The sequence below is a fragment of the Streptomyces sp. NPDC058632 genome, assembly GCF_042717095.1.
In the GTDB taxonomy this organism is placed as follows: domain Bacteria; phylum Actinomycetota; class Actinomycetes; order Streptomycetales; family Streptomycetaceae; genus Streptomyces.
In genome coordinates, this window is sequence record NZ_JBHXQZ010000078.1 from 14,168 (window position 1) to 38,945 (window position 24,778).

Annotated in this window: 19 protein-coding genes and 5 pseudogenes; 9 read left to right on the top strand and 15 right to left on the bottom strand. The window is 73.1% G+C overall.

Going from position 1 to position 24,778, the window contains the following annotated elements; translation table 11 throughout:
* Positions 1–94 precede the first annotated feature (94 nt).
* Positions 95–556 carry a MaoC family dehydratase gene (locus ACFWVE_RS25930; RefSeq protein ID WP_384018492.1) on the top strand — a complete coding sequence of 154 codons (462 nt, stop codon included), beginning with the start codon at positions 95–97 and terminating at the stop codon, positions 554–556.
* On the opposite strand, the gene ACFWVE_RS25935 is transcribed toward ACFWVE_RS25930, so the two are convergent.
* The 3 genes from ACFWVE_RS25935 to ACFWVE_RS25945 form a co-directional block, all read right to left on the bottom strand.
* Positions 547–1,221 (bottom strand): TetR/AcrR family transcriptional regulator, encoded by a 675-nt coding sequence (locus ACFWVE_RS25935; RefSeq protein WP_384018495.1) that lies wholly within the window; start codon positions 1,219–1,221, stop codon positions 547–549. The two genes, ACFWVE_RS25930 and ACFWVE_RS25935, sit on opposite strands and share 10 nt — an antisense overlap.
* A 116-nt stretch (positions 1,222–1,337) precedes the next feature.
* Entirely contained in the window at positions 1,338–1,625 is a 288-nt protein-coding gene (locus tag ACFWVE_RS25940; RefSeq protein WP_384018497.1) for a YiaA/YiaB family inner membrane protein, read from the bottom strand.
* 96 nt (positions 1,626–1,721) lie between these two features.
* Positions 1,722–2,873 carry an acyl-CoA dehydrogenase family protein gene (locus ACFWVE_RS25945; protein ID WP_384018500.1) on the bottom strand — a complete coding sequence of 384 codons (1,152 nt, stop codon included), beginning with the start codon at positions 2,871–2,873 and terminating at the stop codon, positions 1,722–1,724.
* Positions 2,874–2,942: 69 nt separating this feature from the next.
* Between ACFWVE_RS25945 and ACFWVE_RS25950 the strand changes: the two genes are divergently transcribed.
* Positions 2,943–3,584, top strand: a complete 642-nt coding sequence (locus ACFWVE_RS25950; RefSeq protein ID WP_384018503.1) for a TetR/AcrR family transcriptional regulator — start codon at positions 2,943–2,945, stop codon at positions 3,582–3,584.
* Between the two features lie 43 nt (positions 3,585–3,627).
* Positions 3,628–4,355, top strand: a pseudogene (locus ACFWVE_RS25955) (ArsR/SmtB family transcription factor).
* A 32-nt stretch (positions 4,356–4,387) separates the two neighbouring features.
* On the opposite strand, the gene ACFWVE_RS25960 reads toward ACFWVE_RS25955, so the two are convergent.
* From ACFWVE_RS25960 to ACFWVE_RS25995, 8 genes and pseudogenes are all read right to left on the bottom strand, one after another.
* Positions 4,388–5,473 carry a Zn-dependent alcohol dehydrogenase gene (locus ACFWVE_RS25960; protein ID WP_384018506.1) on the bottom strand — a complete coding sequence of 362 codons (1,086 nt, stop codon included), beginning with the start codon at positions 5,471–5,473 and terminating at the stop codon, positions 4,388–4,390.
* Between the two features lie 15 nt (positions 5,474–5,488).
* Positions 5,489–6,877 (bottom strand): aldehyde dehydrogenase family protein, encoded by a 1,389-nt coding sequence (locus ACFWVE_RS25965; protein WP_384018509.1) that lies wholly within the window; start codon positions 6,875–6,877, stop codon positions 5,489–5,491.
* 140 nt (positions 6,878–7,017) lie between these two features.
* Entirely contained in the window at positions 7,018–8,442 is a 1,425-nt protein-coding gene (locus ACFWVE_RS25970) for an ABC transporter ATP-binding protein (protein WP_384018512.1), read from the bottom strand.
* Positions 8,443–8,898: 456 nt separating this feature from the next.
* Entirely contained in the window at positions 8,899–10,173 is a 1,275-nt protein-coding gene (locus ACFWVE_RS25975) for an MFS transporter (protein ID WP_384018515.1), read from the bottom strand.
* A 32-nt stretch (positions 10,174–10,205) separates the two neighbouring features.
* Positions 10,206–11,684 carry a CitMHS family transporter gene (locus ACFWVE_RS25980; RefSeq protein WP_384018518.1) on the bottom strand — a complete coding sequence of 493 codons (1,479 nt, stop codon included), beginning with the start codon at positions 11,682–11,684 and terminating at the stop codon, positions 10,206–10,208.
* A gap of 184 nt (positions 11,685–11,868) precedes the next feature.
* Positions 11,869–14,130: a molybdopterin oxidoreductase family protein gene (locus ACFWVE_RS25985; protein WP_384018521.1), complete on the bottom strand. Its 2,262-nt coding sequence runs from the start codon at positions 14,128–14,130 to the stop codon at positions 11,869–11,871.
* Positions 14,131–14,347: 217 nt separating this feature from the next.
* Positions 14,348–14,980 (bottom strand): annotated as a pseudogene (locus tag ACFWVE_RS25990) (TetR family transcriptional regulator).
* Positions 14,977–15,585: a hypothetical protein gene (locus ACFWVE_RS25995; RefSeq protein WP_384018524.1), complete on the bottom strand. Its 609-nt coding sequence runs from the start codon at positions 15,583–15,585 to the stop codon at positions 14,977–14,979. The pseudogene ACFWVE_RS25990 and the gene ACFWVE_RS25995 overlap by 4 nt, the downstream one beginning before the upstream one ends.
* Before the next feature lie 176 nt (positions 15,586–15,761).
* Here ACFWVE_RS25995 and hmgA point away from each other — a divergent pair, with 176 nt between their 5' ends.
* The 3 genes from hmgA to ACFWVE_RS26010 all read left to right on the top strand — a co-directional run bounded on the left by hmgA (position 15,762) and on the right by ACFWVE_RS26010 (position 19,221).
* A complete protein-coding gene (gene hmgA, locus ACFWVE_RS26000) occupies positions 15,762–17,075 on the top strand; it encodes a homogentisate 1,2-dioxygenase (RefSeq protein ID WP_384018527.1) in 1,314 nt (437 codons plus the stop codon).
* A 117-nt stretch (positions 17,076–17,192) separates the two neighbouring features.
* Positions 17,193–17,942, top strand: coding sequence for a GntR family transcriptional regulator (locus ACFWVE_RS26005; RefSeq protein ID WP_384018531.1), 750 nt, complete (start codon positions 17,193–17,195; stop codon positions 17,940–17,942).
* 25 nt (positions 17,943–17,967) lie between these two features.
* Complete coding sequence (locus ACFWVE_RS26010; RefSeq protein ID WP_384018534.1) at positions 17,968–19,221, top strand: type ISP restriction/modification enzyme; 1,254 nt, start codon at positions 17,968–17,970, stop codon at positions 19,219–19,221.
* 74 nt (positions 19,222–19,295) lie between these two features.
* On the opposite strand, the pseudogene ACFWVE_RS26015 reads toward ACFWVE_RS26010, so the two are convergent.
* Positions 19,296–19,700, bottom strand: a pseudogene (locus ACFWVE_RS26015) (TetR/AcrR family transcriptional regulator C-terminal domain-containing protein); the annotation flags it as partial.
* A gap of 2 nt (positions 19,701–19,702) precedes the next feature.
* Between ACFWVE_RS26015 and ACFWVE_RS26020 the strand changes: the two are divergent.
* Positions 19,703–20,316, top strand: a pseudogene (locus ACFWVE_RS26020) (ABC transporter permease); the annotation flags it as partial.
* 299 nt (positions 20,317–20,615) lie between these two features.
* On the opposite strand, the gene ACFWVE_RS26025 reads toward ACFWVE_RS26020, so the two are convergent.
* The 3 genes from ACFWVE_RS26025 to ACFWVE_RS26035 form a co-directional block, all read right to left on the bottom strand.
* Complete coding sequence (locus tag ACFWVE_RS26025; protein WP_384018537.1) at positions 20,616–20,888, bottom strand: hypothetical protein; 273 nt, start codon at positions 20,886–20,888, stop codon at positions 20,616–20,618.
* Between the two features lie 127 nt (positions 20,889–21,015).
* Positions 21,016–21,867, bottom strand: a complete 852-nt coding sequence (locus ACFWVE_RS26030) for an anti-sigma factor domain-containing protein (protein WP_384018540.1) — start codon at positions 21,865–21,867, stop codon at positions 21,016–21,018.
* Positions 21,864–22,409 (bottom strand): sigma-70 family RNA polymerase sigma factor, encoded by a 546-nt coding sequence (locus ACFWVE_RS26035; RefSeq protein WP_042168688.1) that lies wholly within the window; start codon positions 22,407–22,409, stop codon positions 21,864–21,866. The genes ACFWVE_RS26030 and ACFWVE_RS26035 overlap by 4 nt, the downstream gene beginning before the upstream one ends.
* A 239-nt stretch (positions 22,410–22,648) precedes the next feature.
* On the opposite strand from ACFWVE_RS26035, the gene ACFWVE_RS26040 reads away from it, so the two are divergent.
* Positions 22,649–24,181, top strand: a complete 1,533-nt coding sequence (locus ACFWVE_RS26040; protein ID WP_384018543.1) for a DUF4331 domain-containing protein — start codon at positions 22,649–22,651, stop codon at positions 24,179–24,181.
* Positions 24,182–24,389: 208 nt separating this feature from the next.
* Positions 24,390–24,778 (top strand): annotated as a pseudogene (locus ACFWVE_RS26045) (hypothetical protein); the annotation flags it as partial.

Here is a 24,778-nt window from a genome sequence, read left to right on the forward strand (position 1 = left end):
CCGTTGACAACGCCCGTACGGCCGACCATGCTAAGCAGTCGCTTAGCATGCGCGCGAGTGGCGCGCGCGACCACGTGACGCGGGAGGCCGGGACATGGCAGAGCCGAGAATCTTCACGTCCGTCGACGACCTGAAGGCCGCGGTGGGCGAGCAGCTGGGGTACACGGACTGGCTGGAGGTCGACCAGAAGCGGGTCGACCTGTTCGCCGAGGCCACCGGTGACCACCAGTGGATCCACGTCGATCCGGAGCGGGCCGCGTCGGGGCCGTTCGGCACGACCATCGCGCACGGCTATCTGACGCTGTCGCTGCTGCCGCTGTTCGGCCCGCGGCTGCTCTCCGTCGAGGGCGTGAAGATGGGCGTCAACTACGGTACGAACAAGGTGCGTTTCCCCGCGCCCGTCCCGGTGGGATCGCGGGTGCGTGCCACCGCGAAGGTCACCGCCGTGGACGAGGTGGAGGGCGGCGTCCAGGTGACCACGGCGTTCACCGTGGAGCGCGAGGGCGGCGACAAGCCGGTGTGCGTGGCCGAGTCGGTGGCCCGGTACTACCTCTGACCCCCCTCGGCGGTGCCCTGCTCCCCCGGGGCGGTGTCCGTGCGGTCGGCGCCGACCATGCGCAGGACGAGGTCGGCGTAGAGGGCGCCGACCTCCTCGGGGGTGCGGGAGCCGTTGACGTTGAACCAGCGCGCCACGTCGATGCAGAGGGAGAGCACGGCGAGGGTGGTGCCCCGCACGTCGGGGACGTCGAACTCGCCCGAGCGCACGCCCTCCTCGATGATCCCGCGCACCTCGGCGTCGACCTGCCGGCGCAGGGCGATGATCTCGGCGCGGGCGTCGGGGCCGAGCGAGTCGAGTTCGTACTGCACGACCCGCGCGGTGGTACGCCTGCCCGCGTGCCAGCGGACGAAGGAGCTCACCGCCTCGGCAAGACGCAGGGTCGCGCCGCCCTCGGCGCGGGCCGCGGTCCGCAGGATGTCCAGGACCTTCTCGTGGCCGATCCTGCTGATGCGGTGGAGCAGCTCTTCCTTGGTCTTGTAGTGGATGTAGAGCGCGGCCGGGCTCATGCCGGCGCGGCCGGCGATGTCGCGGGTCGTCGTGGCGTGGTAGCCACGCTCCGCGAACGCCTCGACGGCGGCGAGCAGCAACCGTCGGGCCGCGTCGGGCGTGACCTCACCCCACGGCTGCGCCTCGGCGCCGGCCGTCTCCTCCGCCGTACTCATCGCTCACCCCATTCACTGGCAGGGGTAACACCATACCGGCAAGGGTGAGCGATCGCTTAGGAGCTGCCTTCCGCCCGCTCGTCCGAGCGCGGCTCGGGCACCGTCCCGCGGAATGTTCACAGCTTTTCGAAGGGATCGTGTTCCGCGAGGAGCTTTTCCAGCCGCGCCTGGTCCACCCGGCTCACGATCTGGCCGGCCTCCTGACGGTCACGGATGACCTTGGCCAGGGTGAAGGCGGAGGTGACGAGGTACAGGACGGCGATCGCCATGAAGCCGCGCACCCAGGCGTCGGCCTCGAGCCGGACGACGCCGAAGGCGGTCGCCCCCAGGGCGACGGCGAACGAGGCGACGGCCTGACCGTAGAAGGCCGCCGTGTTCTGCTGCTTGACCGGTGTGTCACTCATGGGAACAGGGTCGGCGACCACGGCACCGCGCACATCCGTCGGGATACTCAGACCCACCACGGACGAACTACTCGGACCGGCGGGCCCTGTCCCGTCTCAGAACGCCGAAACCCCGGTCAGCGCACGCCCGATGACCAGCTTCTGGATCTGGCTGGTGCCCTCGTAGAGCGTCATGACACGGGCGTCGCGCAGCAGCTTGCCCGCCGGGTACTCGTCGATGTAGCCGTAGCCGCCGTAGACCTGGAGGGCGTTGTTGGCGGCACGGACGGCCGCCTCCGAGGCGAAGAGCTTGGCCTTGGAGGACTCGACGGCGAACGGCTGCCCGCGGTCGATCAGATCGGCGACCCGCCAGGTCAGCAGCCGGGCGGCGTCGACGTCCACGGCGATGTCGCTGATCAGTTCCTGTACGAGCTGGTGACGGGCGATGGTCTTCCCGAACTGCTCGCGCTCCCCCGCGTACCGCACGGCCGCGTCGAGCGCGGCCTGGGCGATGCCGACACAGCCCGCGGCGACCGACATGCGCCCCTTGGCCAGGGCGGACATGGCGACCGAGAAGCCCTTGCCCTCGGGGGCCAGCATCGCGGACGCGGGCACACGCACGTCCTCCAGCACCAGCTCGGCGGTGGCCTGGCCGCGCAGGCCGAGCTTGCCGTGCAGGGTCCGGCGGGTCAGGCCCGGGGTGTCGGCGGGCACGAGGAAGGCGGACACGCCCTTGTGGCCCGGGGCGTCGGTGGACCGGGCGAACAGCAGGACGACGTCGGCCCAGGTGCCGTTGGTGATGAACATCTTGGTGCCGTTGACGACGTAGTCCCCGCCGTCGCGCACCGCGCGGGTGGAGAGGCTGCCGGCGTCGGAGCCGGTGTCCGGCTCGGTGAGACCGAAGCAGCCGACGTACGTGCCGGAGGTGAGCCCGGGAAGCCAGGCCTGCTTCTGCTCCTCGCTGCCCCAGGCCGCGACGGTCTTCGCCACCAGCCCCAGGGACACGGAGACGATCCCGCGCACGGAGGAGTCACCGCGCCCCAGCTCCTCGGTGGCCAGGCAGTACGCGAGGTGGTCGCCGCCCGAGCCGCCGTACCGCTCCTCGATCGTCAGCCCGAGGAAGCCGAGGTCCCCCAGCTTCTTCACGATCCCCCGGTCGACCTCCTCGGCGCGGTCCCAGGCCGTGGCGTGGGGCGCGACCTCACGCTCGACGAAGTCCCGGGCGAGCCGGCGGACGGCGCTCTGCTCCTCGCTGAGCTCCAGGTTCATGACAGTCACCCAACCCCGGGATTTTAATTACCAGTGCTAGTTTTCTGGCGCAGCCCTACTATGTGCGCCATGGCCCGACCGCGCAAGCCCCTGCTCAGCACCGACCGGATCGTCGAGACGGCACGGGAGCTCGTGGACGCGGAGGGTCTGGCCGCCGTCTCCACGCGCCGGCTCGCCGCACAGCTGGGGGTCAGCGGACCCTCGCTCTACAACCACTTCCGCACCAAGGACGAGATCCTCGAGGCGGTGGCCGACTCGGTGAGCGCGCTGGTCGACCTGTCGATGTTCGAGGACGGCCGGAACTGGCGGACCGCACTGCACGACTGGGCCGTCTCCTACCGGTCCGCGCTGCGCGCCCATCCCAACATCGTGCCGGTCCTGGCCCGCGGCCCCGGCCGCCGCCCGGCCGCCCTGCGGCTCGCCGACGCGGTCTACGGCGCGATGGTCGAGGCGGGCTGGCCGCCCGCGCAGGCCACGTCCATCGGCGCGCTGATGCGGTACTTCATCATGGGCTCGGCGCTCGGCTCCTTCGCCGGCGGCTTCGTGGACGACGCCGACGCCTACGATCCCGCCGACTATCCCCACCTCGGCCAGGCGCACCTGCTCGCAGACCGGCAGGAGAAGATCGACGAGCGCGCCTTCGAGACGGGTCTGACGGCTCTGCTGGACGGCTTGGCGGGGCAGTACGAGCAGGTGCGGGGCACCGAATAGGGCCTCTCGCGCACTTCGGCCCTCACCGAAGTGTCCGTACCGCATGCTGGGGCGCATGACCTCGAAGGACCCCCGGACCCCCGGGCTCGCGCGGCTCGCCGGACTGATCGCCGACGAGGCCCGGGCCGCTGGTCCGCCGGCGCTGCTCGACGGCCGGGCGTGGACGGCCGGCGAACCGGCGCGGCACGCCGGCGTCGCCCCGTCCACGTTGAGCGGACATCTGGGCAAGCTCGTCACCGGCGGGCTGCTCGCCGAGGAACGGCAGGGCCGGCACCGGTCGTACGGCTCGCCGACGTGCGGGTCGCCCGGCTGGTGGAGGAGCTGACCGCGCAGGTCGCCACGGGTGCGGCCCGGCGTCCGCGCACGCTGCGGCAGACCGGGGCGGACTCGGCGGCGGCCCGCGGACGGACCTGCTACGACCATCTCGCCGGCCGGCTCGGGATCGCGGTCACGGACGCGTTCACGGCCCGCGGGCCGCTGCTGCAGGACACCGGGTCCGCGCTCGCCGGGGCGGGCCTGCGCTGGTTCGACGCCCTCGGCATCGGCATCGGCATCGGCCGGCGTGGCCGACGCCCGCCGGCCCGCGCCTGCCCGGACTGGACGGAACGCCGCCCGCACCTCGCCGGAACCGCCGGGGCGGCCCTGTGCCGGCACGCCCTGGACGCGCGGTGGTGCGTCCGCATCGGCTCCGGGCGAGCGGTGAAGGTGACAGCGCGGGGCGAGCGGACACTGTCCGAACTGCTGGGGATCGGGGAGTCGGCCCTGCGCTGACCGCCGCCTGCCGGGGCGGACGGTTCAACGGTTCAGAAGACCACCAGGGCCCGTCCGCCCCTGCCCGCCAGCATGTTGTCGAAGGCCGCCGGGATGCCGTCCAGGGCGATCCGTTCCGTGACGAGGGCGCCCAGGTCGAGCCGGCCGGCCCGGATGTGCCCGGCGAGGACGGGGAGGTCGCGGGCGGGGTCGGAGTTGCCGTAGACGCAGCCCGACAGGGTCCTGCCCCAGTGGAAGATCTCCAGGGCGTTGAAGGTGACCTGCTGGTCCTTGCCGCCGATGCCGACGACCGCGGTACGGCCGCCGCGCCGGGTGGATTCCCAGGCGGTGCGGATGGTGGTCGCGCGGCCCACGCACTCGACGGCCACGTCCACGCCCTGCTTCCCGGTGAGGGACCGGATCTCGCGGGCGGTGGTGTCCGAGGCGACGACGTACTCGGTCGCCCCGGCACCACGCGCCAGCTCCTCCTTCTCCGGAGAGACGTCGACCGCGACGATCGTGGCCGCTCCCGCGATCCGGGCCGCCTGGAGGGCGGCGAGGCCCACTCCCCCGACGCCGAACACCGCGACCGACTCACCGGGCCCGACCCGCGCGCAGTGGTGGACGGCGCCGTAGCCGGTGAGCACGGCGCAGCCGAGCAGGGCGGCGTCGGTGAGCGGGACGCCGTCCGGTGCGGGCAGGACGCAGGACGCGGGCACCACCGTCTCCTCGGCGAAGGCGGCGACGTTCAGGCCGGGGTGGAGCGCGGTGCCGTCGTCGGCACGGTGGGCGTGCACCGCGGCGGCGCCGCTCAGGGCGTCGGCGCACAGCCACACCTCGCCGCGCACGCAGGCGGGACAGGTACCGCAGGAGGGCGCCCAGTTGAGGACGACGCCGTCGCCGGGCGCGACGTGGGTGACGCCCTCGCCGACGGAGACGACCGTGCCGGCCCCCTCGTGGCCCAGCACCGCCGGGACCGGGAGGCGCATGGTGCCGTTGGTCAGGGACAGGTCGGAGTGGCAGACCCCGGCCGCGGCGAGCCGGACCCGGACCTTCCCGGGGCCGGGCTCGGGCAGGTCGATCCCCGTGATCTCCAACGGGGCGTCGACGGCGGACAGTACGGCGGCGCGGACAGCCATGATGGTGGGACTCCCCTAGAACTGGAGGGACTTGGTCTGGAGGTACTCGGTCAGGCCGTGCACGCCGAGTTCGCGGCCCACGCCCGACTGCTTGTAACCGCCGAAGGGGGCGAGGGGGTTGAAGCGGCCGCCGTTGATGTCGACCTGGCCGGTCTCCATGCGTCGGGCGAACGCCGCGGCCTGCGCCTCGTCGGCGGCCCAGACCGCGCCGGCGAGTCCGTAGACAGTGCCGTTGGCGATGCGCAGGGCGTCCTCCTCGTCCTCGTAGCGCAGGACCGACAGGACGGGGCCGAAGATCTCCTCCTGTGCGATGGTCATGTCGGGGGTGACGTCGGCGAAGACGGTGGGGCTGACGAAGCAGCCCTGCTCGCGCGGCGCGTCGGGGCCGCCGGCGACCAGGCGCGCGCCCTCGGCGACGCCCTTCTCGATGTACCCGCGCACCCGTTCCTGCTGCTTGGCGTTGACGAGGGGGCCGATGCGGTCGCCGTACTTGGCGGCGGCGGCCGCGGCGAGCTCGACGGCCTCGTCGTACTGGTCGCGGTGGACCAGCATGCGGGTCCAGGCGCTGCACGTCTGGCCGGAGTTGGACATCACGTTGGCGACGCCGACGTTGACCGCCCGGGCCAGGTCGGCGCCGGGGAGGATCACGTTGGCGGACTTGCCGCCCAGTTCGAGGGCGACCCTCTTGACGGCGCCCGCGGCGACGGCGCCGATCCGGCGGCCGACGGCGGTGGAGCCGGTGAAGGAGACGAGGTCGACGCCCGGGTGCTCGGCGAGGGCCTGGCCGGCCACCGGGCCGAGGCCGGTGACCAGGTTGAACACGCCGGCCGGGACGCCGGCCTCGTGCACCGCCTCCGCGAGGAGCCGGGCGACCAGCGGGGTGTCCTCGGCGGGCTTGACGACGATCGTGCAGCCGGCGGCGAGGGCCGGGGCGGCCTTGGCGACGATCTGGTGCAAGGGGTAGTTCCAGGGGGTGATCGCGCCGACCACGCCGACGGGTTCGTGGAGGACGGTCGAGTTGCCCGTCCGCTCCTCGAAGGGGTACGTCGCCGCCAGCTCGGCGTACGAGCCCGCCACCGCGATCGGCACGGCCGCGTGCACGGCCTGCGAGAGCTTCAGGGGTGCGCCGAGCTCGGCGGTCACCGTCTGCGCGATCTCGTCCTGCCGGGCCACCAGCACGTCCCGGAGCGCGGCGAGGCGGGCGGCGCGTTCGGCCGGCCCGGTCGCGGCCCAGGCGGGAAGGGCGGCGCGGGCCGCCCGCACGGCGGCGTCCACGTCCTCGGCGGTGCCCGCCGGGACGGTGGCGATCACCTGCCCGTCGGCCGGGTTCACGACCTCGATCACGTCCGGGCCGGCGGCGGGGCGCCAGGCGCCGTCGATGTACATGCCGTCGTATGCCTTCATCGCGCTTCCTCCGGGGCGGGGCGTCGTCGTCCACCCCATAAACTAGCGGCGCTAATTTAATGACGCCAGGGGGCGCGGACACGGGTCGGCAGCGGCGCCGGTGCGGGAGCCGTGCGTGCCTGCGGGCGGGCGGGGCGGCGTCACTCGTCCAGATCGGGCAGCTGCGCCGGGCTGGGGCAGATCCGTTCGCCGTGCTGGTCGAAGACGAACAGGTGGGCGATGTCGACCAGGAGCGGCACCTGCATGCCGTGCCGGAGGCGGATGTCCGGAGTGGTGCGGACGACGAGGTCACCGGGCAGCCGGGGCCCTGCGGGGGCGGGGTCCGGCTGCGTCCGGGTCCGGTCCCCCGCGCCGTCGCGCCCGGGCCCCGCACCGCCGGCCCGCGCCAGAAGCCGGTCCAGGACCCTGCCACCGCCCTCGCGGCGGCGGCGCCGGGGCGGGCGGCCGGGACGCGGACCCGGGGCCTCCAGTTCGGGGACCAGGGCGGGGCGGGACCCGGTGTCGAAGTGGACCAGGGCCTCATGGCCCTGGAACTCCACGTGCTCCACCAGACCCGTGAGCACCGACTCCCCGGGACGGGCGGCGACGCCCGACGGAGACCGGGCCGGTCCGCGCGGAGCCGGTCCCGGTCCACGGGGGGCCGCGCCCGGTCCACACGCCCCCGTGAAGCCGGGGGCTATCCGGACGGCCTCGGAGCGCAGGCCCACGATGACCTCGCGCCCCTGCTGCACGCGCAGCAACCGGTGGTCCAGGCAGAGGGGTTCGGGCAGCCGCAGGAACTGCTTGCCCAGACTGATGGTCATCGCGCCGTCGAGCGGCGCGCGGACCACCCCGCGCAGCAGGTTGATGCGCGGGGTGCCGATGAACGCGGCGACGAAGATGTTGCTCGGCAGCGAGTACACCGCGCGGGGGCTGCCGACCTGCTGCAGGACCCCGCCGCGCAGCACGGCGACCCGGTCGCCGAGGGACATGGCCTCGGCCTGGTCGTGGGTGACGTAGACGGTGGTGACGCCCAGGTCCCGGGTGAGCTGCGAGATCTCGGCGCGCAGCCGGCTGCGCAGCTTGGCGTCGAGGTTGGACAGCGGCTCGTCCATCAGGAAGGCGGAGGGGTGACGGGCGATGGCCCGGCCCATGGCGACCCTCTGGCGTTCGCCGCCGGACAGCTGGGCGGGGAAGCGGTCGAGGAGGTCCTCGATGCCCAGCATGCGGGCGGTGGCGTCCACCCTGGCCCGGTGGTCGACGCCGGGGGCCTCGATGCGCAGGGGGAAGCCGATGTTGCCGCGGCCGGTCATGCTCGGGTAGAGGGCGAAGTTCTGGAACACCATCGCCATGTCCCGGCCGGACGGCGGCAGGTCGTTGCCGTACTCGCCGTCGAGGAACAGCAGGCCTTCGTCGATCTCCTCCAGGCCGGCGATCATCCGGAGCACGGTGGACTTGCCGCAGCCGGAGGGGCCGAGCAGGACGAGGAACTCGCCGGGCGCGATGTCCAGCGACAGCCGGTCCACCACGCGGACACCGCGGGTGTAGGCCTTGCTCACGTCGTGCAGGGAGATGGCGCGTGTCATGAGGGGTGCCCCCGGGGGCTCGTCAGGGCGCTGGTGCTCCGCGGTCGGACGCCTCGTGCGGGCCGTACGAGGCCGGACGGGACCGTATGGGACCGTACGGGGCCGCATGAGACGTATGAGTCACGGAAGCTAACGGAATGTACGCGGCAGAGGGAAGACGCGGGGCGGGATCGGGCGTCACCGTCCACCAGGTGAGAAAGCGGACGAACTTGTTCGGACCCGTCCGGCCCGGTCCGGCGTCCGTCCGGCCAGGACAGGAACCTCACCGCCCGCCTCCGCGCCGCCCGCCTCCGCGCCGCCCGCCGCCCGCCGCCCGCCGCCCGGCAGCATCCTGCCCGAATCCGAACCGGCAGACCCCGTACCGACCGGCCCCGTACGGACGAACCGAACTCCCCCGGCCGCGTACCGGTGTGCGTCTCCTCCCTGCGCAGCGGCCTCTGTGCGGGGGTCGGCCGGTCAGTTCGTGGTGCGGTGGGCCGGGCGGGGCGGGGCGGGCTCCCCGGGCCGGGACGGCGCGTCGGTGGGAGGCGTTCCCCCCGGCGCCGGCGGGCCGGTGTCCTCGGCGGGCCCGGACGGCGCCCGCAGCGCCACCCCCGCGGAGACGAACAACAGCGCGCCGAGCATGACGAACGGGGCCGCCACACCCGCCACCCCGGCGATCAGGCCCGCCCCGGCGGGCGCGGCGACCTGGCCGAGACGGTTACCGGTCAGGCGGAGGGCGAGGGCGGTGGAGCGGGCGCCGGCGGGGGCGGCCTGGACCACGGTCGTCATGGAGAGCGGCTGGCCGACGCCCAGGCAGAAGCCGAGCACCGTCAGCATCAGCGCCAGGGTCCACACGGGCACCGGCAGGGCGATGCCCGCGCAGAGCAGTGCCGCCAGGAGACAGGTCACCGTCAGCAGGACGGTGCGGCCGACGAGCCGCAGCAGCGGGGTGAGGACCAGCCGGCAGGCGATGGTGGCCGCGGCCCGCAGGCTGAGCAGCAGCCCGATGACGGACGGGGCGACGCCCCGCTGCTCGCCGACCACCGGGAGGTAGGCGGTGAGGATGTCGGTGGCGGACAGGACGGCCAGGCTGACGAAGATGCCCGCGGGGACGCCCCGGGCCCGCAGGATGCGCCCGACCGGGATACGCGTACCCGGTGCCGCGCGGGAGCCGGGCGGCACCGGGCGTTCTGTGCGCCACAGCGAGGTGAGTGCCACTGCCGCCCCCGCGCCCGCCGCCAGCAGGGCGAGGGCACTGCCCGCGGCCCTGTCGGCGCCGCCTACGAGCGCGCCCGCGGCGATCGGGCCGACCAGTTGCCCGAGGGACGCGCCGATGGTGAAGTGGCCGAAGTTGCGGTCCTGTTCGTGCGGCGCGGACTGGCGGGCGACGAGTGACTGGGCACCGATGACGAAGCAGAGGTGACCGAGCCCCATCACCCCGCTCCACAGGGCCATCGCCCACAGGGAGCCGGCGAGCCCGCTCAGTGCGCAGCCGCCGGAGATGAGGACCACGCCGACGGGCAGCAGGGGGGCGCAGCGGCCGCGGTCGGTGCGCCGGCCCAGCGGTACGGCGGCGAACAGCGGCAGCAGCGCGTAGACGCCGGCGATCACACCGATCGCCCGCTCGTCCGCGCCCAGCGCGAGCGCCCGGTAGGAGACGGCGGGCCGGGCCATCGACACGGCCCCCTGCGCGAAGGTGAAGGCGATGACGAGGCGGAGCAGCCAGCCGCGGTTCCCACCGGGCGCCATGATCGGGTCCTCTCTCGAACCGGTCCTGCGTCTCAGATGATGCCGAACAGGATTCCGGCGCCGAGGATCAGCAGGCAGATCAGGGCCGCCCACTTCACCACGAACCGTGTGTGGTCGCCGAACTCGACCTTCGCCATGCCGACCAGGACGTAGACCGCGGGGACGAGCGGGCTCGACATGTGCAGGGGCTGGCCGACGAGGGAGGCGCGGGCCATCTCCAGCGGGGAGACGCCGTGGGCCGCGCCGGCCTCGGCGAGGACGGGCAGAACGCCGAAGTAGAAGCCGTCGTTGGACATGAAGTAGGTGAGGGGCAGGCTCAGCAGTCCGGTGACGAGCGCCATGTGCGGGCCCATGCCCTCGGGGACGGTGTCGACCAGCCAGGTGGCCATGCTGTCGACCATGCCGGTGCCCTGGAGGACACCGGTGAAGACGGCGGCGGCGAAGACCATGCCCGACACGTTCAGGACGTTGTCGGCGTGGGCCGCGATCCGGGCCTTCTGGTCGGGGATGTGCGGGAAGTTGACGGTGAGGGCGAGCGCGGCGGCGAGCAGGAACAGCACCGGAATCGGCAGCAGCTGCATGATCATGGCGGTGAGCAGGCACACCGTGAGCAGCGCGTTGAACCAGTACAGCTTGGGCCGCAGGGTGGGGCGGTCGGGGTCCAGGCCGCGGAAGTCGTCGGCTTCGTCGCCGAAGTCGTCGCGCCCGTCGGTGTCCGTGCCGGCGCCCGAACCACCGGCGGGGAGAGCACCTTCGCCCGAACCGGACCCGGACCCGGACCGGGTGCCGGTGCCGGCACCGACCAGCGCGGTCTCGGGCTCCCGCACCTCGGCGCCCGCCCCGGCCCCCGCGTCGGCGTCGGCCGGCTCCGTCACCAGGGCCTCGTCCAGGGTCAGCACACCCAGCCGCCGGCGTTCGCGCAGACCGAGCACGTACGCGAGCACGAAGACGCCCAGCAGTCCGGTCAGCAGCGCGGGGATCATCGGTACGAAGATGTCGCCGGCGTCGAGCTTCAGCGCGGTCGCGGCACGGGCCGTGGGGCCGCCCCAGGGGACGGTGTTCATCACGCCGTTGGCCATCGCGGCGACACCGGTCATGACGACGAGGCTCATCTTCAGGCGCTTGTACAAGGGGTACATCGCCGAGACGGTGATCATGAAGGTGGTCGAGCCGTCGCCGTCCAGCGACACGATCGCGGCGAGCAGCGCGGTACCGACGACGACCCGCATCGGGTCGGCCCTGCAGAACCTGAGGATGCCCCGGACGATCGGATCGAAGAGACCGACGTCGATCATCACACCGAAGTAGACGATCGCGAACATGAGCATCGCCGCGGTCGGGGCGAGGGTGGACACGCCGTCGATGACGTAGTCACCGAGGTGGGCGCCCTTGCCGACGAACACGCAGAACAGTGCGGGGATCAGTACGAGCGCCGCGATCGGCGACATCTTCTTCAGCATGATCAGGACCAGGAAGGTCGCGATCATGGCGAAGCCGAGGATGGTCAGCATGGAGTGGATTACCTAACGTTCGCCCTTGAACATCCCACCAGGGCCGGCGGTGCGACGACGTTAGGTCCCGCTCAGCAGTGTTAACAAGACGTTGACGCGCGAGCAATAAGCGCAAAACACCAGGTCACAGCTTTGCTCAGGTCAGCGCGGTGGCAGCGCGGGGTACTTTTCGGTCACGGGGCGGTCATGGAGCGATCGCGGGGGCGGTCCCGGGGGCTTCCCCCGGCGCGATCTCGACGGGCACCCCGTTGAGCACGGCGTTGCCCGACAGCGGGTCGAGGAGGCTGCCGTCGAGCAGCTGGTTGACGTTGACGCCGGGGTCGGCCGCGGCGTGCCGCAGCCGGGTGCCGGGCCGGTCGTGGCCCCAGCCGTGCGGCAGACTCACCACGCCCCGGCGCAGCCCGTCGGTCAGTTCGGCGGGTGCGGTCACCTCTCCCCCGGCGCCCCGGACGCGCACCGGATGCCCGTCCTGGATGCCGAGGCGTTCGGCGTCGTCGGGATGGATCTGCAGGGTGCACCGGTTGGTGCCGCCGGTGAGGGCGGGCACGTTGTGCATCCAGCTGTTGTTGGAGCGCAGATGGCGGCGGCCGACGAGGACGAAGCCGTCGGGGCGTGCGTCGAGGGCGGCACGCAGCCGGGGAAGGTCGGCGGCGATCGGTTCCGGCAGCAGTTCCACCCGGCCGCTGCGGGTCTTCAGGGGCTGCGGCAGACGGGGGCGCAGGGGCCCGAGGTCGATGCCGTGCGGGTGGGCGAGCAGCCGGTCGAGGGTGAGGCCGTCCGAGTCGGCGCCGAAGCCGTCGCCGTAGGGGCCGAGGCGGAGCATCATGTCCAGCCGCCGCTCGGGGCCGTTGTGGCCGGTGAGCAGCCCGGCGAGTTCCTTCGGGTCACGGCCGTGGACCGGGGAGTGCGGGTCGTCCACCGCCCTGCCGAGGGTCTGGTCGACGACCAGCCGGTCGACGTCCTCCGGGTCGGCGCCGTGGTTGCCGGTGGCGGCGAGGACGAGCCGGGCCAGGATCTCCGTCTCCGCCATGCGGCCGGGCTCGAGCGGGAGCGCGGGGCGGGTGTAGCGGACCTGGTTGCGTACGGCGAGGGTGTTGAAGGCGAAGTCGTGGTGCGGGCTCTGCGCGGGCGGGGGCGGCGGCAGGACGACGTGGGCGTGGCGCGAGGTCTCGTTGAGGTACGGGTCGACGCTGACCATGAAGTCGAGGGAGCCGAGGGCCTTGTCGAGACGGTCGCCGTCGGGCGCGGAGAGGACCGGGTTGGCGGCGACGACGACGAGGGCGCGCAGCGGTTCGCCCGCGTCGGTGGCGGTGTCGATCTCTTCGGCGAGGGCGGAGAGCGGCAGTTCGCCCTTGGCCTCGGGGTGCCGGCTCACCCGGGAGTGCCAGCGTCCGAGGGCGAAGCCGCGGCCGGGTCCGGCGGGGCGCGGGGTCTTGTCGGTGGCGGCGCGGGGGAAGAGGGCGCCGCCGGGCCGGTCGAGGTTGCCGGTGAGGATGTTGAGGACGTCGACGAGCCAGCTGGCCAGGGTGCCGTGCGGGACGGTGCAGCTGCCGATGCGGCCGTAGACGGCGGCGGTGGAGGCGGCGGCGAGTTCACGGGCGAGGGTGCGGATGGTGTCCGCGTCGACGTCGCAGGCCGGGGCGACCGCTTCGGGGGTGAAGTCCTGCACGGCGTCGGCGAGTTCGGCGACGCCGTGCACATGGGGAGCGCAGTCCCCCAGGTCGACGAGGTGCTCTTCGACGAGCACGGACGCCATCGCCGCGAGCAGCAGGGCGTCGGTGCCGGGCCGGACGGCGATGTGCCGGTCGGCGAGGCGGGCGGTGCGGGTGCGGCGCGGGTCGACGACGGTGAGGGTGCCGCCGCGGGCCCTCAGCGCCCGGAGGCGGCCGGGGAAGTCGGGTGCCGTGCACAGGCTCCCGTTGGATTCCAGGGGGTTGGCGCCGATCAGCAGCAGGTGGTCGGTGCGGTCCAGGTCGGGTACGGGGATCGCGTTGGCGTCGCCGAAGAGGAGTCCGCTGGACACGTGCTTGGGCATCTGGTCGACGGTGGAGGCGGTGAACAGGCTGCGGGTGCCGAGCCCGCCGACCAGGAGGGGCGGGTAGAGGGCACCCGCCATGGTGTGCACGTTGGGGTTGCCGAGGACGACCCCGACGGCGTGTGGACCGTGGCGTTCGACGACGGGCCGGATGCCGGCGGCGACGGCGTCGAACGCCTCCTCCCAACTGGCCTCGCGCAACACGCCGTCGACCCGGACGAGCGGGCCGCGCAGTCGGTCGGGGTCGGCGTCGACGGCGGGGAAGGAGGCGCCCTTGGGGCAGATGAACCCCTTGCTGAAGACGTCGTCGCGGTCACCCCGGGCGCCGGTGACCCTGCCCTCGTCGAGGGTGAGGGTCAGGCCACAGGTGGCCTCGCACAGAGGGCAGATACGAAGAGCGGTGCGGGACATGGGACCTCCCGGGTACGGCGGCGGTGACGCACGGACAGGCAGGCGGGCAGAGAGACGGGCCCGCAGACAGACGGGCGGACAGGCGGACGGGCGGACAGGCGGACAGGCGGACAGGCCAGGAGACGGCCGGACGGGCAACCCGAGCATACCGACCGGTATGCACGTGGGGGAGCCCTTTGCCGGTGCCGTTTGCAGGCACCCCTCGTCGGGGCCCCGATCAGTCCAGTACACGTGCCAGATGGGCACGCAGCATCTCCCGCGGTTCGGCGATGATCTTCCCGTCTCCCTCGGGGGCCATCCGGAAGGCCAGGTGGACGAGGGCGTCGGCGGTCTCGACGGCGCCGAGGAAGCCGCGGCGCAGTCCGTCGCCCGGCTCGCGGTCCAGGTAGCCGGACAGCAGGTCGGCGAGACGGTCGGCGACGCGGTGGTCGGGTTCGGCCCTGCGGGTTCCGACGGGGATCTGGTTGCCGAGGTCGACCAGGGAGAAGCCGGGCACGGTGCGCTTCATGTCCAGGTACCCGTCGAGCACGACGTCCACGGCCTGCCGCCGTCCCGGGGGCGCCGATGGCCGTCTTCGGACGTTCGGTCACCCGGCGCGTGAAGCGCTCCAGGGTGCGCCGGGCCGGCGCACCGGCCATTTCGCGCTTGTTGCCGAAGAAGCGGTGGACGGAGCCGATGGGCACACCGGCGCGCTGCGCGACGGCGCGGGTGCTCAGGGCGTCGTGGCCGACCTCGTCCAGGAGCGCGGCGCAGGCGCCCAGGCTCCGGCCAGTCGTTCGGTGCTGCGACGCTGCACGGGCGCGCGGCGGAGGGAGGTCGCGGAGGGCACGTGCACGGGCACGTGCTTCATGATGCTCCCGGATCCCGGCCGGGTGAACCCCGGCGCCCGGCTCGCTCTGCCGCGGTCGGGTCCGCGATGGGGCCGGTGGCCGGGTTCGCGGTCGGGCTCGCTTCCGAGACCGTGATGTCGGCCGTGCTCTCCACCGGCTCTCCACGCACGGCCCACACCGAGTCGTCGTCCGCGTGGAGACGGACGGTGACCTGGTGCGTGCCCCGCCGGACGGTGTGCGGGGAGAGGTGGTGGCCGGGGGTGCGCAGCAGGGCGACGGGGCGGTCGTTCACGTAGAGGTGCGCGAGGCCGCGGCCGGGCACCGCGCGGCGGGCGGTGCCGTCGGGCGAGAAGCGGAAGTTGCGTACGCTCAGCCGCACGTCCCAGCCGCCGTCGGTGTCGGGCGTGACCTCGACGCCGACCTCGGGGGCATCCTTCTCGTCCACCTCGCGGTAGGGCCGGCCCTCGTCGTCCCGCTCCTCCAGGAGCCTGCCGACCGGCGACGGCGCCCCCGCGCCCCGTTCCTGTTCCTGTTCCTGGGCAGCGCGCGAGCCGCAGCCCGCGGATCCGGCCAGCAGGACGCCACAGACCGCGAGCACGGTGACCAGCCTCCCCGTCCACGCCATGCGGGGGAGCGTAGAACAGGCGTCCGGTCGCGCGGATCCCCCTGGAGTCGGGTTCCGCATCCTCCGTCGAGAGGAGGGACGGAGTCCTGAGGGAGGAGACCGCGTGGCCCTCTTGCGCCGGAGAAACCGCAATCCTACGGTGACACATAGGAATCGCACGCAAGGGAGCAGCGAAAATGAGCGGGGACGCGCGCAAGGCCGCCGAGGGACTCGGCCACCTCTCCGGTTTCGGCAACGAGCACAGCTCCGAGGCGGTCCCGGGCGCCCTGCCCGAGGGGCGCAACTCGCCGCAGCGCGCGCCACTCGGGCTGTACGCGGAACAGCTGAGCGGTACGGCGTTCACCGAGCCGCGGGCCCACAACCGCCGCTCGTGGCTGTACCGGATCCGCCCGTCGGCCGCGCACCCGGCGTTCACCCGCACGGGCAACGGGGCGATCCGCAGCGCACCCTTCAACCAGACGGTGCCCGACCCCAACCGACTGCGCTGGAGCCCGCTGCCCGCACCGGACGAGGGCACGGACTTCCTGGCCGGCCTGTGGACGCTGGGCGGCAACGGCGACGTCACCCAGCGCACCGGCATGGCGGTGCACCTTTACCACGCGAACGCGTCGATGGACCGGGTGTTCAGCGATGCCGACGGTGAGCTGCTGATCGTCCCGGAGCAGGGCGGGCTGCTGCTGCGGACCGAGTTCGGGCTGCTGCAGGTGGAGCCGGGACACATCGCGCTGATTCCCCGTGGGGTGCGCTTCCGTGTGGAGCTTCTGGACCATGTGGCCCGCGGCTATGTGTGCGAGAACTACGGCGCCGCCTTCCGGCTCCCCGACCTCGGCCCGATCGGCGCCAACGGGCTGGCGAACGCCCGGGACTTCCGGGCGCCCGTCGCCGCGTACGAGGACGTCGAGGGCCCGGTGGAAGTGGTCAACAAGTTCTGCGGCAACCTCTGGTCGGCCACCTACGGCCACTCCCCGCTGGATGTCGTCGCCTGGCACGGCAACTATGTGCCGTACACCTACGATCTGCGCCGTTTCAATGTGATGGGCACCATTTCCTACGACCATCCGGACCCGTCGGTCTTCACCGTGCTGACGGCGCCGAGCGATACGCCGGGACTGGCGGGGGTGGACTTCGTGGTGTTCGCGCCGCGCTGGCTGGTGGGCGAGGACACCTTCCGGCCGCCGTACTTCCACCGGAACGTGATGAGCGAGTACATGGGGCTGATCGAGGGCGCCTACGACGCGAAGGCGGAGGGGTTCGTGCCGGGCGGCGGCTCGCTGCACACCATGATGTCGGCGCACGGACCGGACCGGGAGACGTTCGAGAGGGCGAGCGCCGCCGAGTTGCGCCCGCAGAAGATCGACGACGGTCTCGCGTTCATGTTCGAGACACGCTGGCCGGTGTCCCTGACGCCGCAGGCGGCACGCGCGGAGCACCTGCAACAGCGCTACGACGATGTGTGGCAGGGCCTCGAACGCCACTTCCGCACGCTGTAGCCGGGTGGTCCGGGTGGTCCCCGCAGTCCGGTTCGGCGCCGGGGTGTCACAGCCGATGCCGGCACGCCCCTGCACCTCACATTGCACTGAACGTTCCCGACCGGTACGGATAAGCCCGTGACCTCCTTCGCGCCGGATTCGATCGTCCTGAACCGCAAGTTGCCGCTCTGGTACCAGGTGTCGCAGTCGCTGCGTGCCTCGATCCTCGGCCGCTCGCCCCGGGATCCACTGCGCCTGCCCACCGAGGAACAGCTGGCGGGGCACTACGGGGTGAGCGTGCTGACCATGCGGCAGGCGCTGAAGGAGCTGGAGGACGAAGGGCTGATCACCCGCCACCGCCGGCGCGGCACGTTCATCGAGCCCGATGCCCGCAGGGGCGCCCCGGTGCGGCTGCTGGGCTCGGTGGACGCGATCGTGGCCCAGCAGTCCGGTATGACGACCGAACTGCTGGAGCACGGCACCGCGCCGGTGCCGGCCGAACTCGCCGAGTACTTCCCCGGACTGACGGAGGCGGCGGCCTACCACCGGCTGCGCAGCGACGAGAAGACCGGCGAGCCGACCAATCACGCGCGCAACTACGTCCGTCCGGAACTCGCCGCCCGGATCGACCTGGAGGATCTGCGGCGCTGGCCGATGACCAAGGTGCTGCGGGACGCCGTCGGGGTGGACATCAGCCGCATCACGGACACCGTTCAGGCGCGGCTGGCGGATCCGGAGACCGCCCGGCTCCTCCAGGTCCCGCTGCTCAGCCCGATCCTGCACTACACCGGCATCACCTACGACACCGACGGCAGCCCCCTGGACGTGGCCGTGATCAACTACCGGGGCGACCGCTTCTCCTTCACCGTGACCCTGGAAGCCACCTGATCCCACCCGCCCGTCAGGTCGTACGATGCCCAGCGTGACGCACGACGACGCTCCGCTGCTGGCGGACCTCATGCCGTGGTCCGTCGCACCGCCGCGGCTCGGCCGGGGGTGGCCGGCGGCACCCGATCCGGCGGCTCTGAAAGCCCGCTGGGACGCCTTGATGAAGACGGCGGGACCGGACAGGGAGGCCCTGTTCCAGCCGACCCGCTCGCGGACGGGGCGCACGGCGGTCGGCCGGCTTCCGGGCAGGCCGGGGCCGGGCGGGACGGAGCGGCTGGAGCGTGCCTCGGGCCCCTGCCCGGAGCCGGTTCGCGTGCTGCGCGCCCCCTTCGACGAGCAGTGGCTGATTCCCGACCAGCGGCTGATCGACGCGGCCCGCCCGGAGCTGTGGCGGGTGGCGGACGAGCGGCAGGTCTTCGTCGTCGAGGCCGCGACCGCCACGGGACGCGGGGTCCGTACCCGGGGCGAACGCGCGCGGGGCGCCGTCGGCACCGACGGCCCCGGTGGCGTCCCCGGTCCGCCGCTGCTCGCCACGTCCCTGCTGCCGGTGTTCCGTCCCGGCCGGGTCCGTCCGCTGTACCGCCGGCCCGGGGGCGCGGAGCCGAACCTGGCCCCGGGCCTGTCCGGGCACCTCACGGCGCGCCTCGGCCGGGAGGCACCGGCCGTCGACGTCCTCGCCTGGACGGTGGCCGTGGTGCGGCCCGGCCCCGGAGGGCTCACGGTGCCGCTCACCGGGGACGCCGGCATGTGGGACGCGGGTGTGGAGGTGGGGCGCCGGATGCTGTGGCTGATGCGGCGCGACGGGGAGCGCCCCCGGCTCCCGGGCGGACGCCGCCCCTACGTCCGCGCTCCGCTCCCCGCCCGCCCGCCGGCCGTCCGGTACGACCGTGCCGAGGAGGCCCTGTGCTTCGACGAGGGCCGCATCTCGCCGGTGCCGCCGGCGGCCTGGGACTTCGAGGCGGCCGGGGCCCGGGTGCTGGAGCGGTGGTGCGCGGCCCGCACGGAGGAGGCCGAGCCGGGGACGCTGGAGGCGATCCGGCCGGCCGGCTGGTCGCAGACCTGGACGTCGGAACTCCTGGAGCTGATCACGGTCCTCGCCCTGCTCGCCGAACTGCGCCCGCGGCAGGCCGCGCTGACGGACGGTGCGACGGCCGATCCGGTCACCCCGGCGGAGCTGCGGCGGGCGGGCGTGCTCCCCGTACCTCGTCCGGCGCGCGGGCCCGCCTCGGTGCTGGACGCGCGTGAGGAGGGTCCGGAGGGCCAGCTCGCGCTGATCTGACACGGCACCCCGGAGACCCGGACCGGGCCCGCTCCCTGCCGGTTCCCCCATCGGCTCCGGCCCGCCGGCCCTCGTCAGTGACCGGCGCTGAAGCCGTCGAGCACCCGTCCGAGGTTCCGCTCGAACATCTCATCCGCGTCGGCCGCCCCTGCGCCCTCCGCAAACACCGCCGCCGGCCGCGGATAGTCACCGCTCGCGATCCGGCCGCTCGGATAGGCGATCCGTACCACGTTCTCCCGCTCCTGCGACCAGGGCAGCGAGCGGGCCCGTTCGGCAGTGGCCAGTTCGTTGGTGACGAACATCGTCACGCCGGCGTTCACCATCGCGGCCAGTTCCGTCTTCGTACTGTAGGAGACCTCGAGCGGGTCGAGGCGGGCCGGGCAGTGCTCCACGTGGCGCAGGGTGTTGGGGCTGAAGCCGTAGACCGGTGACATCAGGCCGGGCATCCAGGGGTGGCGGTGCGTCAGGGCGCTGGTCTGGGTCCTTCCTGGTCCCCGGGATGCCGGCGGCGACCGCGGCGGGCGGGGTGATGACCGGCATGTTCCAGTCGGCACAGGACGTCCACCGCGGGGTGACGGACCGGTTCCGCACGCTGCCGATGAGCAGGGCGGCCGTGCCGCTGGGGCAGGCGGTGGCGGACGTGGTGGCGACGGCCGCCGGGGCGGTGCTGTTCCTGCTGGTGGGGCTCGCCGCGGGCTGGAGGGTGGAGGGCGGCGCGCTGGAAGCGGTGTACGCCTTCGCCCTGTTGATGCTGTCCGGTTCGCCTGCGTGTGGATCGGGATCTTCCTCGGCCTGCTCACCCGGAACGAGGAGGCGGCCGGCCGACTGGGCGGCGCGACGTTCCTGCTGCCGTTGCTGTCCAGCGCGTACATCCCGACCGAGGGGCTGCCGGGCCGGCTGCGCACGGTCGCGGAGTGGAATCCGATCAGCGCGGTGGCGACAGCGCTGCGGGACCTCCTCGGCAACGCTCCCGTGCCGGAAGGGGCGGCCTGGCCCATGGCGCACCCGGTCACGGGGTCGCCGGCCTGGTGCGCGGTGCTGCTCGCGGCGTTCGTCCCGCTCGCGGTACGGCAGTACGCACGCGGGAGGCCGTGAGGCTCACGCCGCACGGGAGCCCGTGGGGCTCACGAACACAGGCCTGGGCGGCAGGAGCCGTCGCCGGGGAACGACAGGGTCCGGGGCCTGGGCGGAAGGAGCCCGCACACCCCCGGACCACTGCCGAGTGGATCGGGAGCGCCGGGAGGAACGTGACCGGAAACGAGGTACCGAGAGGGTTACGGAGGAGGACGACATGCCTGTGCCGGAGCGCACCGGTGGGCGGCGCCGCGCGCCGTGGGGTGACGGCGGCGCGCACGGTGTGCCACGCCGGACGGTGGGCCCGTCCGGACGCGGGGCTAGCGGCTGCCGAAGAGGGAGCGGCGCAGCCTGCGCAGGGGGGCGAAGAGCGAGACACGGCTCGTCCGCGCCCGTGAGCCCTTGACTCCGCGGTCGTGCCGGTCACGCGCGGTCAGCTCGCGCATCAGCGACGTCGCCTCGGCCGCCTCCCGCTGCGGGACGGCGGGTCCCGCCAGCACCGAGAGGTGGCGGTCCAGGCGCGTACTGGTCGCGCTGCTCCCGCAGGTGATCGCGGGGACCCTGGCCCTGCCGCGCATCGTTATCTGATCCATGTCACTCCCCACCCGTACGAGTCCGCCCGGCCCCGGGCAGGGTAACCCTATCGCCCCGTCCGGGCACTCGCGTATCTCGGTCACAGGATTCACCTTCCCCGTAAGGAGGTTGACGAACACGTGACGATTACTCTCCGAATCCAACCGTTTTCAGGGCGAGTTGAACAATCGGCTGCGTGGTGGGCTGCGGTGACCCTCCGTCCGGCTCGACGGTTACGGCGAGTGACGTCGCGGAGGTGTCGAGGCCGGAGGTGACGAGGGGTGTGTCGCTCTCGAAGAGCCCGAGGGAACGCGGTTGTGCGCCGGGGCGCATGAGCCAGAGCTGACGCACACGTCCGTTCGGCGGGTTGCCGTATCCGCCGAGGGTGACGACGGCGCTCCGCTCCGATGCGGAAGCGATCACTCCGATCGTGCCGCCCCGCGCGTCGCGGCCGCTGTTCGCAAGGGCGTCGGGAGCGGCGAGAACGTGGGCGATCTCACGTGCCCGGTCCCGTTCGGCGGTCAGTTGGTCCTGCGTCCGGTTCGCCTGGACGGCGAACAGCGCGGCGACGACGAGGGCAGCGGCGGCGGTGACCGTCGCGAAGGGCACGAACAACGGCATCCGGTGCCGCCTGCCGGCCTGCGGCACCGGCCCGGTCCCCCATACGTGGGGCGGGAGTTGCGGTGCACGCGCGCGCGTCCGCTCCGGGGGCCCGGAGACGGGTGCGGGAGCGGGGGCGGGGTCCTGCGGGGTGGTCCGTACGGCGGCCATGACCCGGTCGCGCAGGGCGGGTGGCGCGGGGGCGGCCGTGGACCAGGCGAGGCGGACGGCGTCCTCGGCGAGGACGCGTACCTCGGCGGCACAGCGTCGGCAGGTCGTCAGGTGCCTCTCGAAGCGGACGCGTTCGGCGGGCTCGAGTGCGTCGAGCGCGTAGGGGGCGGCCAGCGAGTGGAGATCTCCGCGGTCCCCGCGGCCGAGCAGCCGGTCCAGGAAGCTCATGCGGCACCTCCCAGGCAGTCGCGCAGTCGGGTCAGGCCGTCGCGCATGCGTGTCTTGACCGTACCGAGTGGCAGGGAGAGCCGTTCGGCGACCTCGCGGTAGGTGTAGCCGTCGTAGTAGGCGAGGGTGACCGACTGCCGCTGCAACGCGGTGAGCCGGTCCAGGCAGCGGCGCACCCACTCGCGTTCGAGGCCGGCCTCGACCTCCTCCGCGACCTGGTCGAACGCGGGCCCGCTGCCGCGCCGGGCGGCTTCGCGCTGCTCGCGCTCGCCGGCCGCGCGGGCGCTGCGCACCCGGTCGACGGCCCGGCGGTGGGCGAGGGTGAGCACCCAGGACAGCGCGCTGCCCCGCCCCGGGTCGAAGCGGGCGGCGGAGCGCCAGAGTTCGAGCAGCACCTCCTGCACCACCTCCTCCGACTGGGCGGGGTCGCGCACCACCCTTCGTACCAGCCCGTACACCGGCCCGGACACCAGTCCGTACAGCGCCTCGAATGCCTTCTGGTCGCCTCCTGCCACCCGCACCAGAAGCTCGTCCGCCTCCAACGCGCACCCCCCTCTCCCGGCCCCTTCGGGCCACCCGGTCGCACGAGGCCTTCGCAGCGAGCGCGCCTCCGGAGGGGGATACGGATCGGCGGACCGAAAACGCGGGTCGAACAGCGAAAAATGTTACGGGCGTTCGGGGGCGGCGGACCCGTCGAAAAGTTTTCCTTCTCGACCAATCCGGTCCGGGCCCGGCTCCGAATCCCGGTGCGTCAGGCAAGTTGGCACTGAGGACGGACGGCATGACACCTAACTCCAGGACCGGCGCGGGACGCAGGAGCCTCGCGACCCTGATCTGTGGCGCGCTGGCCGCCGGTGGGCTCGCCGCCGCCGGCACGGCAGCACTGGAACCGGGGGCGGCCTCCGCCTCCAGTCACCGGGAGGCCCCGCTGATCTCGGGCACCCCGCAGTACGACAACACCGACCTGTACGCGTTCGTCAGCCCCGACAAGCCGGACACGACGACGATCATCGCGAACTGGATACCGTTCGAGGAGCCGGCCGGCGGACCGAACTTCTTCACGTTCGCCGAGGACGCGCAGTACGACCTCCACATCGACACCAACGGCGACGCGCAGGGCGAGCTGCTGTTCCGCTACACCTTCCGGACGCACACGAAGAACGAGAAGACGTTCCTCTACAACACGGGCCCGGTCACCAGCCTGGACGACCCGGACCTCAACATCACCCAGACCTACGACATCGAGCTGCTCAAGCTGAAGGACCAGCATCTGGTGTCCCGTACGAAGATCGCGGACGACGTCCCGGTGGCGCCGTCGAACGTCGGCAAGGCGTCCATGCCGGACTACGACACGCTCCGCAAGCAGGCCGTGCACGAACTGGCGGGCGGCGCCACGACGTTCGCCGGGCAGGCCGACGACCCGTTCTTCCTGGACCTGCGCGTCTTCGACCTGCTGTACGGCGGGAACCTCTCCGAGGTCGGCAACGACACCCTCAAGGGGTACAACGTCAACTCGCTGGCCCTCCAGGTGCCGACGGACATGATCGCCGAGTCGGCGGACCAGCCGGTCGTCGGCATCTGGTCCACGACCCGGCGCAAGAACGCCAAGGGGCAGTTCGCCCAGGTGTCGCGGCTGGGCAACCCGCTGGTGAACGAGGTCGTCAACCCGCTGGAGGACAAGGACACGTTCAACGCGTCCGCGCCGTGGGACGACGCGCAGTTCCTCGAGAACGTCACTCACCCCGAGCTGCCGAAGCTCATCGAGGCGATCTACAAGATCGAGGCACCCGCCGAGCCGCGCGACGACCTCGTCGACGTCTTCCTCAAGGGCGTCGAGGGGCTCAACCAGCCGCCGCACGTGACGCCGTCGGAGATGCTGCGCCTCAACACGTCGATCGAGCCGGCGGCCGAACCGAAGCGGCTCGGTGTGCTGGACGGCGACAACGCGGGCTTCCCCAACGGGCGCCGGCTGACGGACGACGTGATCGACGCGGCGCTCCAGGTCGTCGAGGGCGAGCTGGTCGGCGCGGCGAACGACCTCGGTGACGCGGTCGACGCCAACGACAAGGAGTTCGGCGCCTCGTTCCCGTATCTGGCCAACCCGACGGAGGGGTCGCGCGGCCCGCTCGCCGAGGGCGTGGACAGCGGCAACGACGTACGCAACCAGCTCGGTGACGCGCTGCGGCCGGCCGGGGCCCAGGGCTCCGACGACACCACCCTGATCGCCGCGTCCGCGGGTGCGGGAGCCTTCGGGATCCTGCTGATCGGCGGGGCCCTGATGTGGTGGCGCAGGATGCGCGGCCGGGCGTACTGAACCACCGCGCACGCCGGGGCGGGGCAGGGCGGGCCCGGGGCCGAGGTCTTCGGCCCCTCCCCTCCCCACCGGCAGGCGGGCCTTCCGGCCCGCCCCAGTGACAGGCGCGGCCCGTCCCCTCCATCCCCCGCGGCACGGGCCGCGCCGCCGATCCCCCGCACCGGGTGAGCAAGCGGACCAGCGAGTCAGCGAGCAACCGAGGAGAGGCATGCCTCCGCGTACGAACGACCACGCCCCGGAGAGCGGCCGGGACACCGGGCCGGCCGGGCTCACCGCCCCGCCGGACGCCGGGCCCGCACAACCGGGCACCGGGGACGAGCCCGACACCTCACCCGAGGACCAGGCGGGCACCGGGACCGGAATCAAGGCCAGGACCGGAACCGGAGCCAGGACCACGACCACGGTCGAGACCCGCCTCCAGGCCAAGAGCAAGGCCGAGGCCGGAACCGGAGCCGAGGCCAGAGCCAAGGCCGGAACCGGACCCAAGGCCGGAACCGGAGCCGAGGCCGGAGCCAAGGCCGGAACCGGACCCAAGGCCGGAACCGGAGCCAAGGCCGGACCCGGAGCCAAGGCCGGAACCGGAGCCAAGGCCGGAAC

What these genes read in the sequence shown, in the direction of transcription:
- ACFWVE_RS26010 (WP_384018534.1), top strand. Translation starts at nt 17,968, where the DNA reads ATGCCCAGCGTGACGCACGACGACGCTCCGCTGCTGGCGGACCTCATG.
- ACFWVE_RS25980 (WP_384018518.1), bottom strand. Translation starts at nt 11,684, where the DNA reads ATGCTGACCATCCTCGGCTTCGCCATGATCGCGACCTTCCTGGTCCTG.
- ACFWVE_RS26030 (WP_384018540.1), bottom strand. Translation starts at nt 21,867, where the DNA reads ATGAGCTTCCTGGACCGGCTGCTCGGCCGCGGGGACCGCGGAGATCTC.
- ACFWVE_RS26040 (WP_384018543.1), top strand. Translation starts at nt 22,649, where the DNA reads ATGACACCTAACTCCAGGACCGGCGCGGGACGCAGGAGCCTCGCGACC.
- ACFWVE_RS25960 (WP_384018506.1), bottom strand. Translation starts at nt 5,473, where the DNA reads ATGGCTGTCCGCGCCGCCGTACTGTCCGCCGTCGACGCCCCGTTGGAG.
- ACFWVE_RS25975 (WP_384018515.1), bottom strand. Translation starts at nt 10,173, where the DNA reads ATGGCGCCCGGTGGGAACCGCGGCTGGCTGCTCCGCCTCGTCATCGCC.
- ACFWVE_RS25965 (WP_384018509.1), bottom strand. Translation starts at nt 6,877, where the DNA reads ATGAAGGCATACGACGGCATGTACATCGACGGCGCCTGGCGCCCCGCC.
- ACFWVE_RS25940 (WP_384018497.1), bottom strand. Translation starts at nt 1,625, where the DNA reads ATGAGTGACACACCGGTCAAGCAGCAGAACACGGCGGCCTTCTACGGT.
- ACFWVE_RS25945 (WP_384018500.1), bottom strand. Translation starts at nt 2,873, where the DNA reads ATGAACCTGGAGCTCAGCGAGGAGCAGAGCGCCGTCCGCCGGCTCGCC.
- ACFWVE_RS25935 (WP_384018495.1), bottom strand. Translation starts at nt 1,221, where the DNA reads ATGAGTACGGCGGAGGAGACGGCCGGCGCCGAGGCGCAGCCGTGGGGT.
- ACFWVE_RS25970 (WP_384018512.1), bottom strand. Translation starts at nt 8,442, where the DNA reads ATGACACGCGCCATCTCCCTGCACGACGTGAGCAAGGCCTACACCCGC.
- ACFWVE_RS25985 (WP_384018521.1), bottom strand. Translation starts at nt 14,130, where the DNA reads ATGTCCCGCACCGCTCTTCGTATCTGCCCTCTGTGCGAGGCCACCTGT.
- ACFWVE_RS25930 (WP_384018492.1), top strand. Translation starts at nt 95, where the DNA reads ATGGCAGAGCCGAGAATCTTCACGTCCGTCGACGACCTGAAGGCCGCG.
- hmgA (WP_384018527.1), top strand. Translation starts at nt 15,762, where the DNA reads ATGAGCGGGGACGCGCGCAAGGCCGCCGAGGGACTCGGCCACCTCTCC.
- ACFWVE_RS26025 (WP_384018537.1), bottom strand. Translation starts at nt 20,888, where the DNA reads ATGGATCAGATAACGATGCGCGGCAGGGCCAGGGTCCCCGCGATCACC.
- ACFWVE_RS25950 (WP_384018503.1), top strand. Translation starts at nt 2,943, where the DNA reads ATGGCCCGACCGCGCAAGCCCCTGCTCAGCACCGACCGGATCGTCGAG.
- ACFWVE_RS25995 (WP_384018524.1), bottom strand. Translation starts at nt 15,585, where the DNA reads ATGGCGTGGACGGGGAGGCTGGTCACCGTGCTCGCGGTCTGTGGCGTC.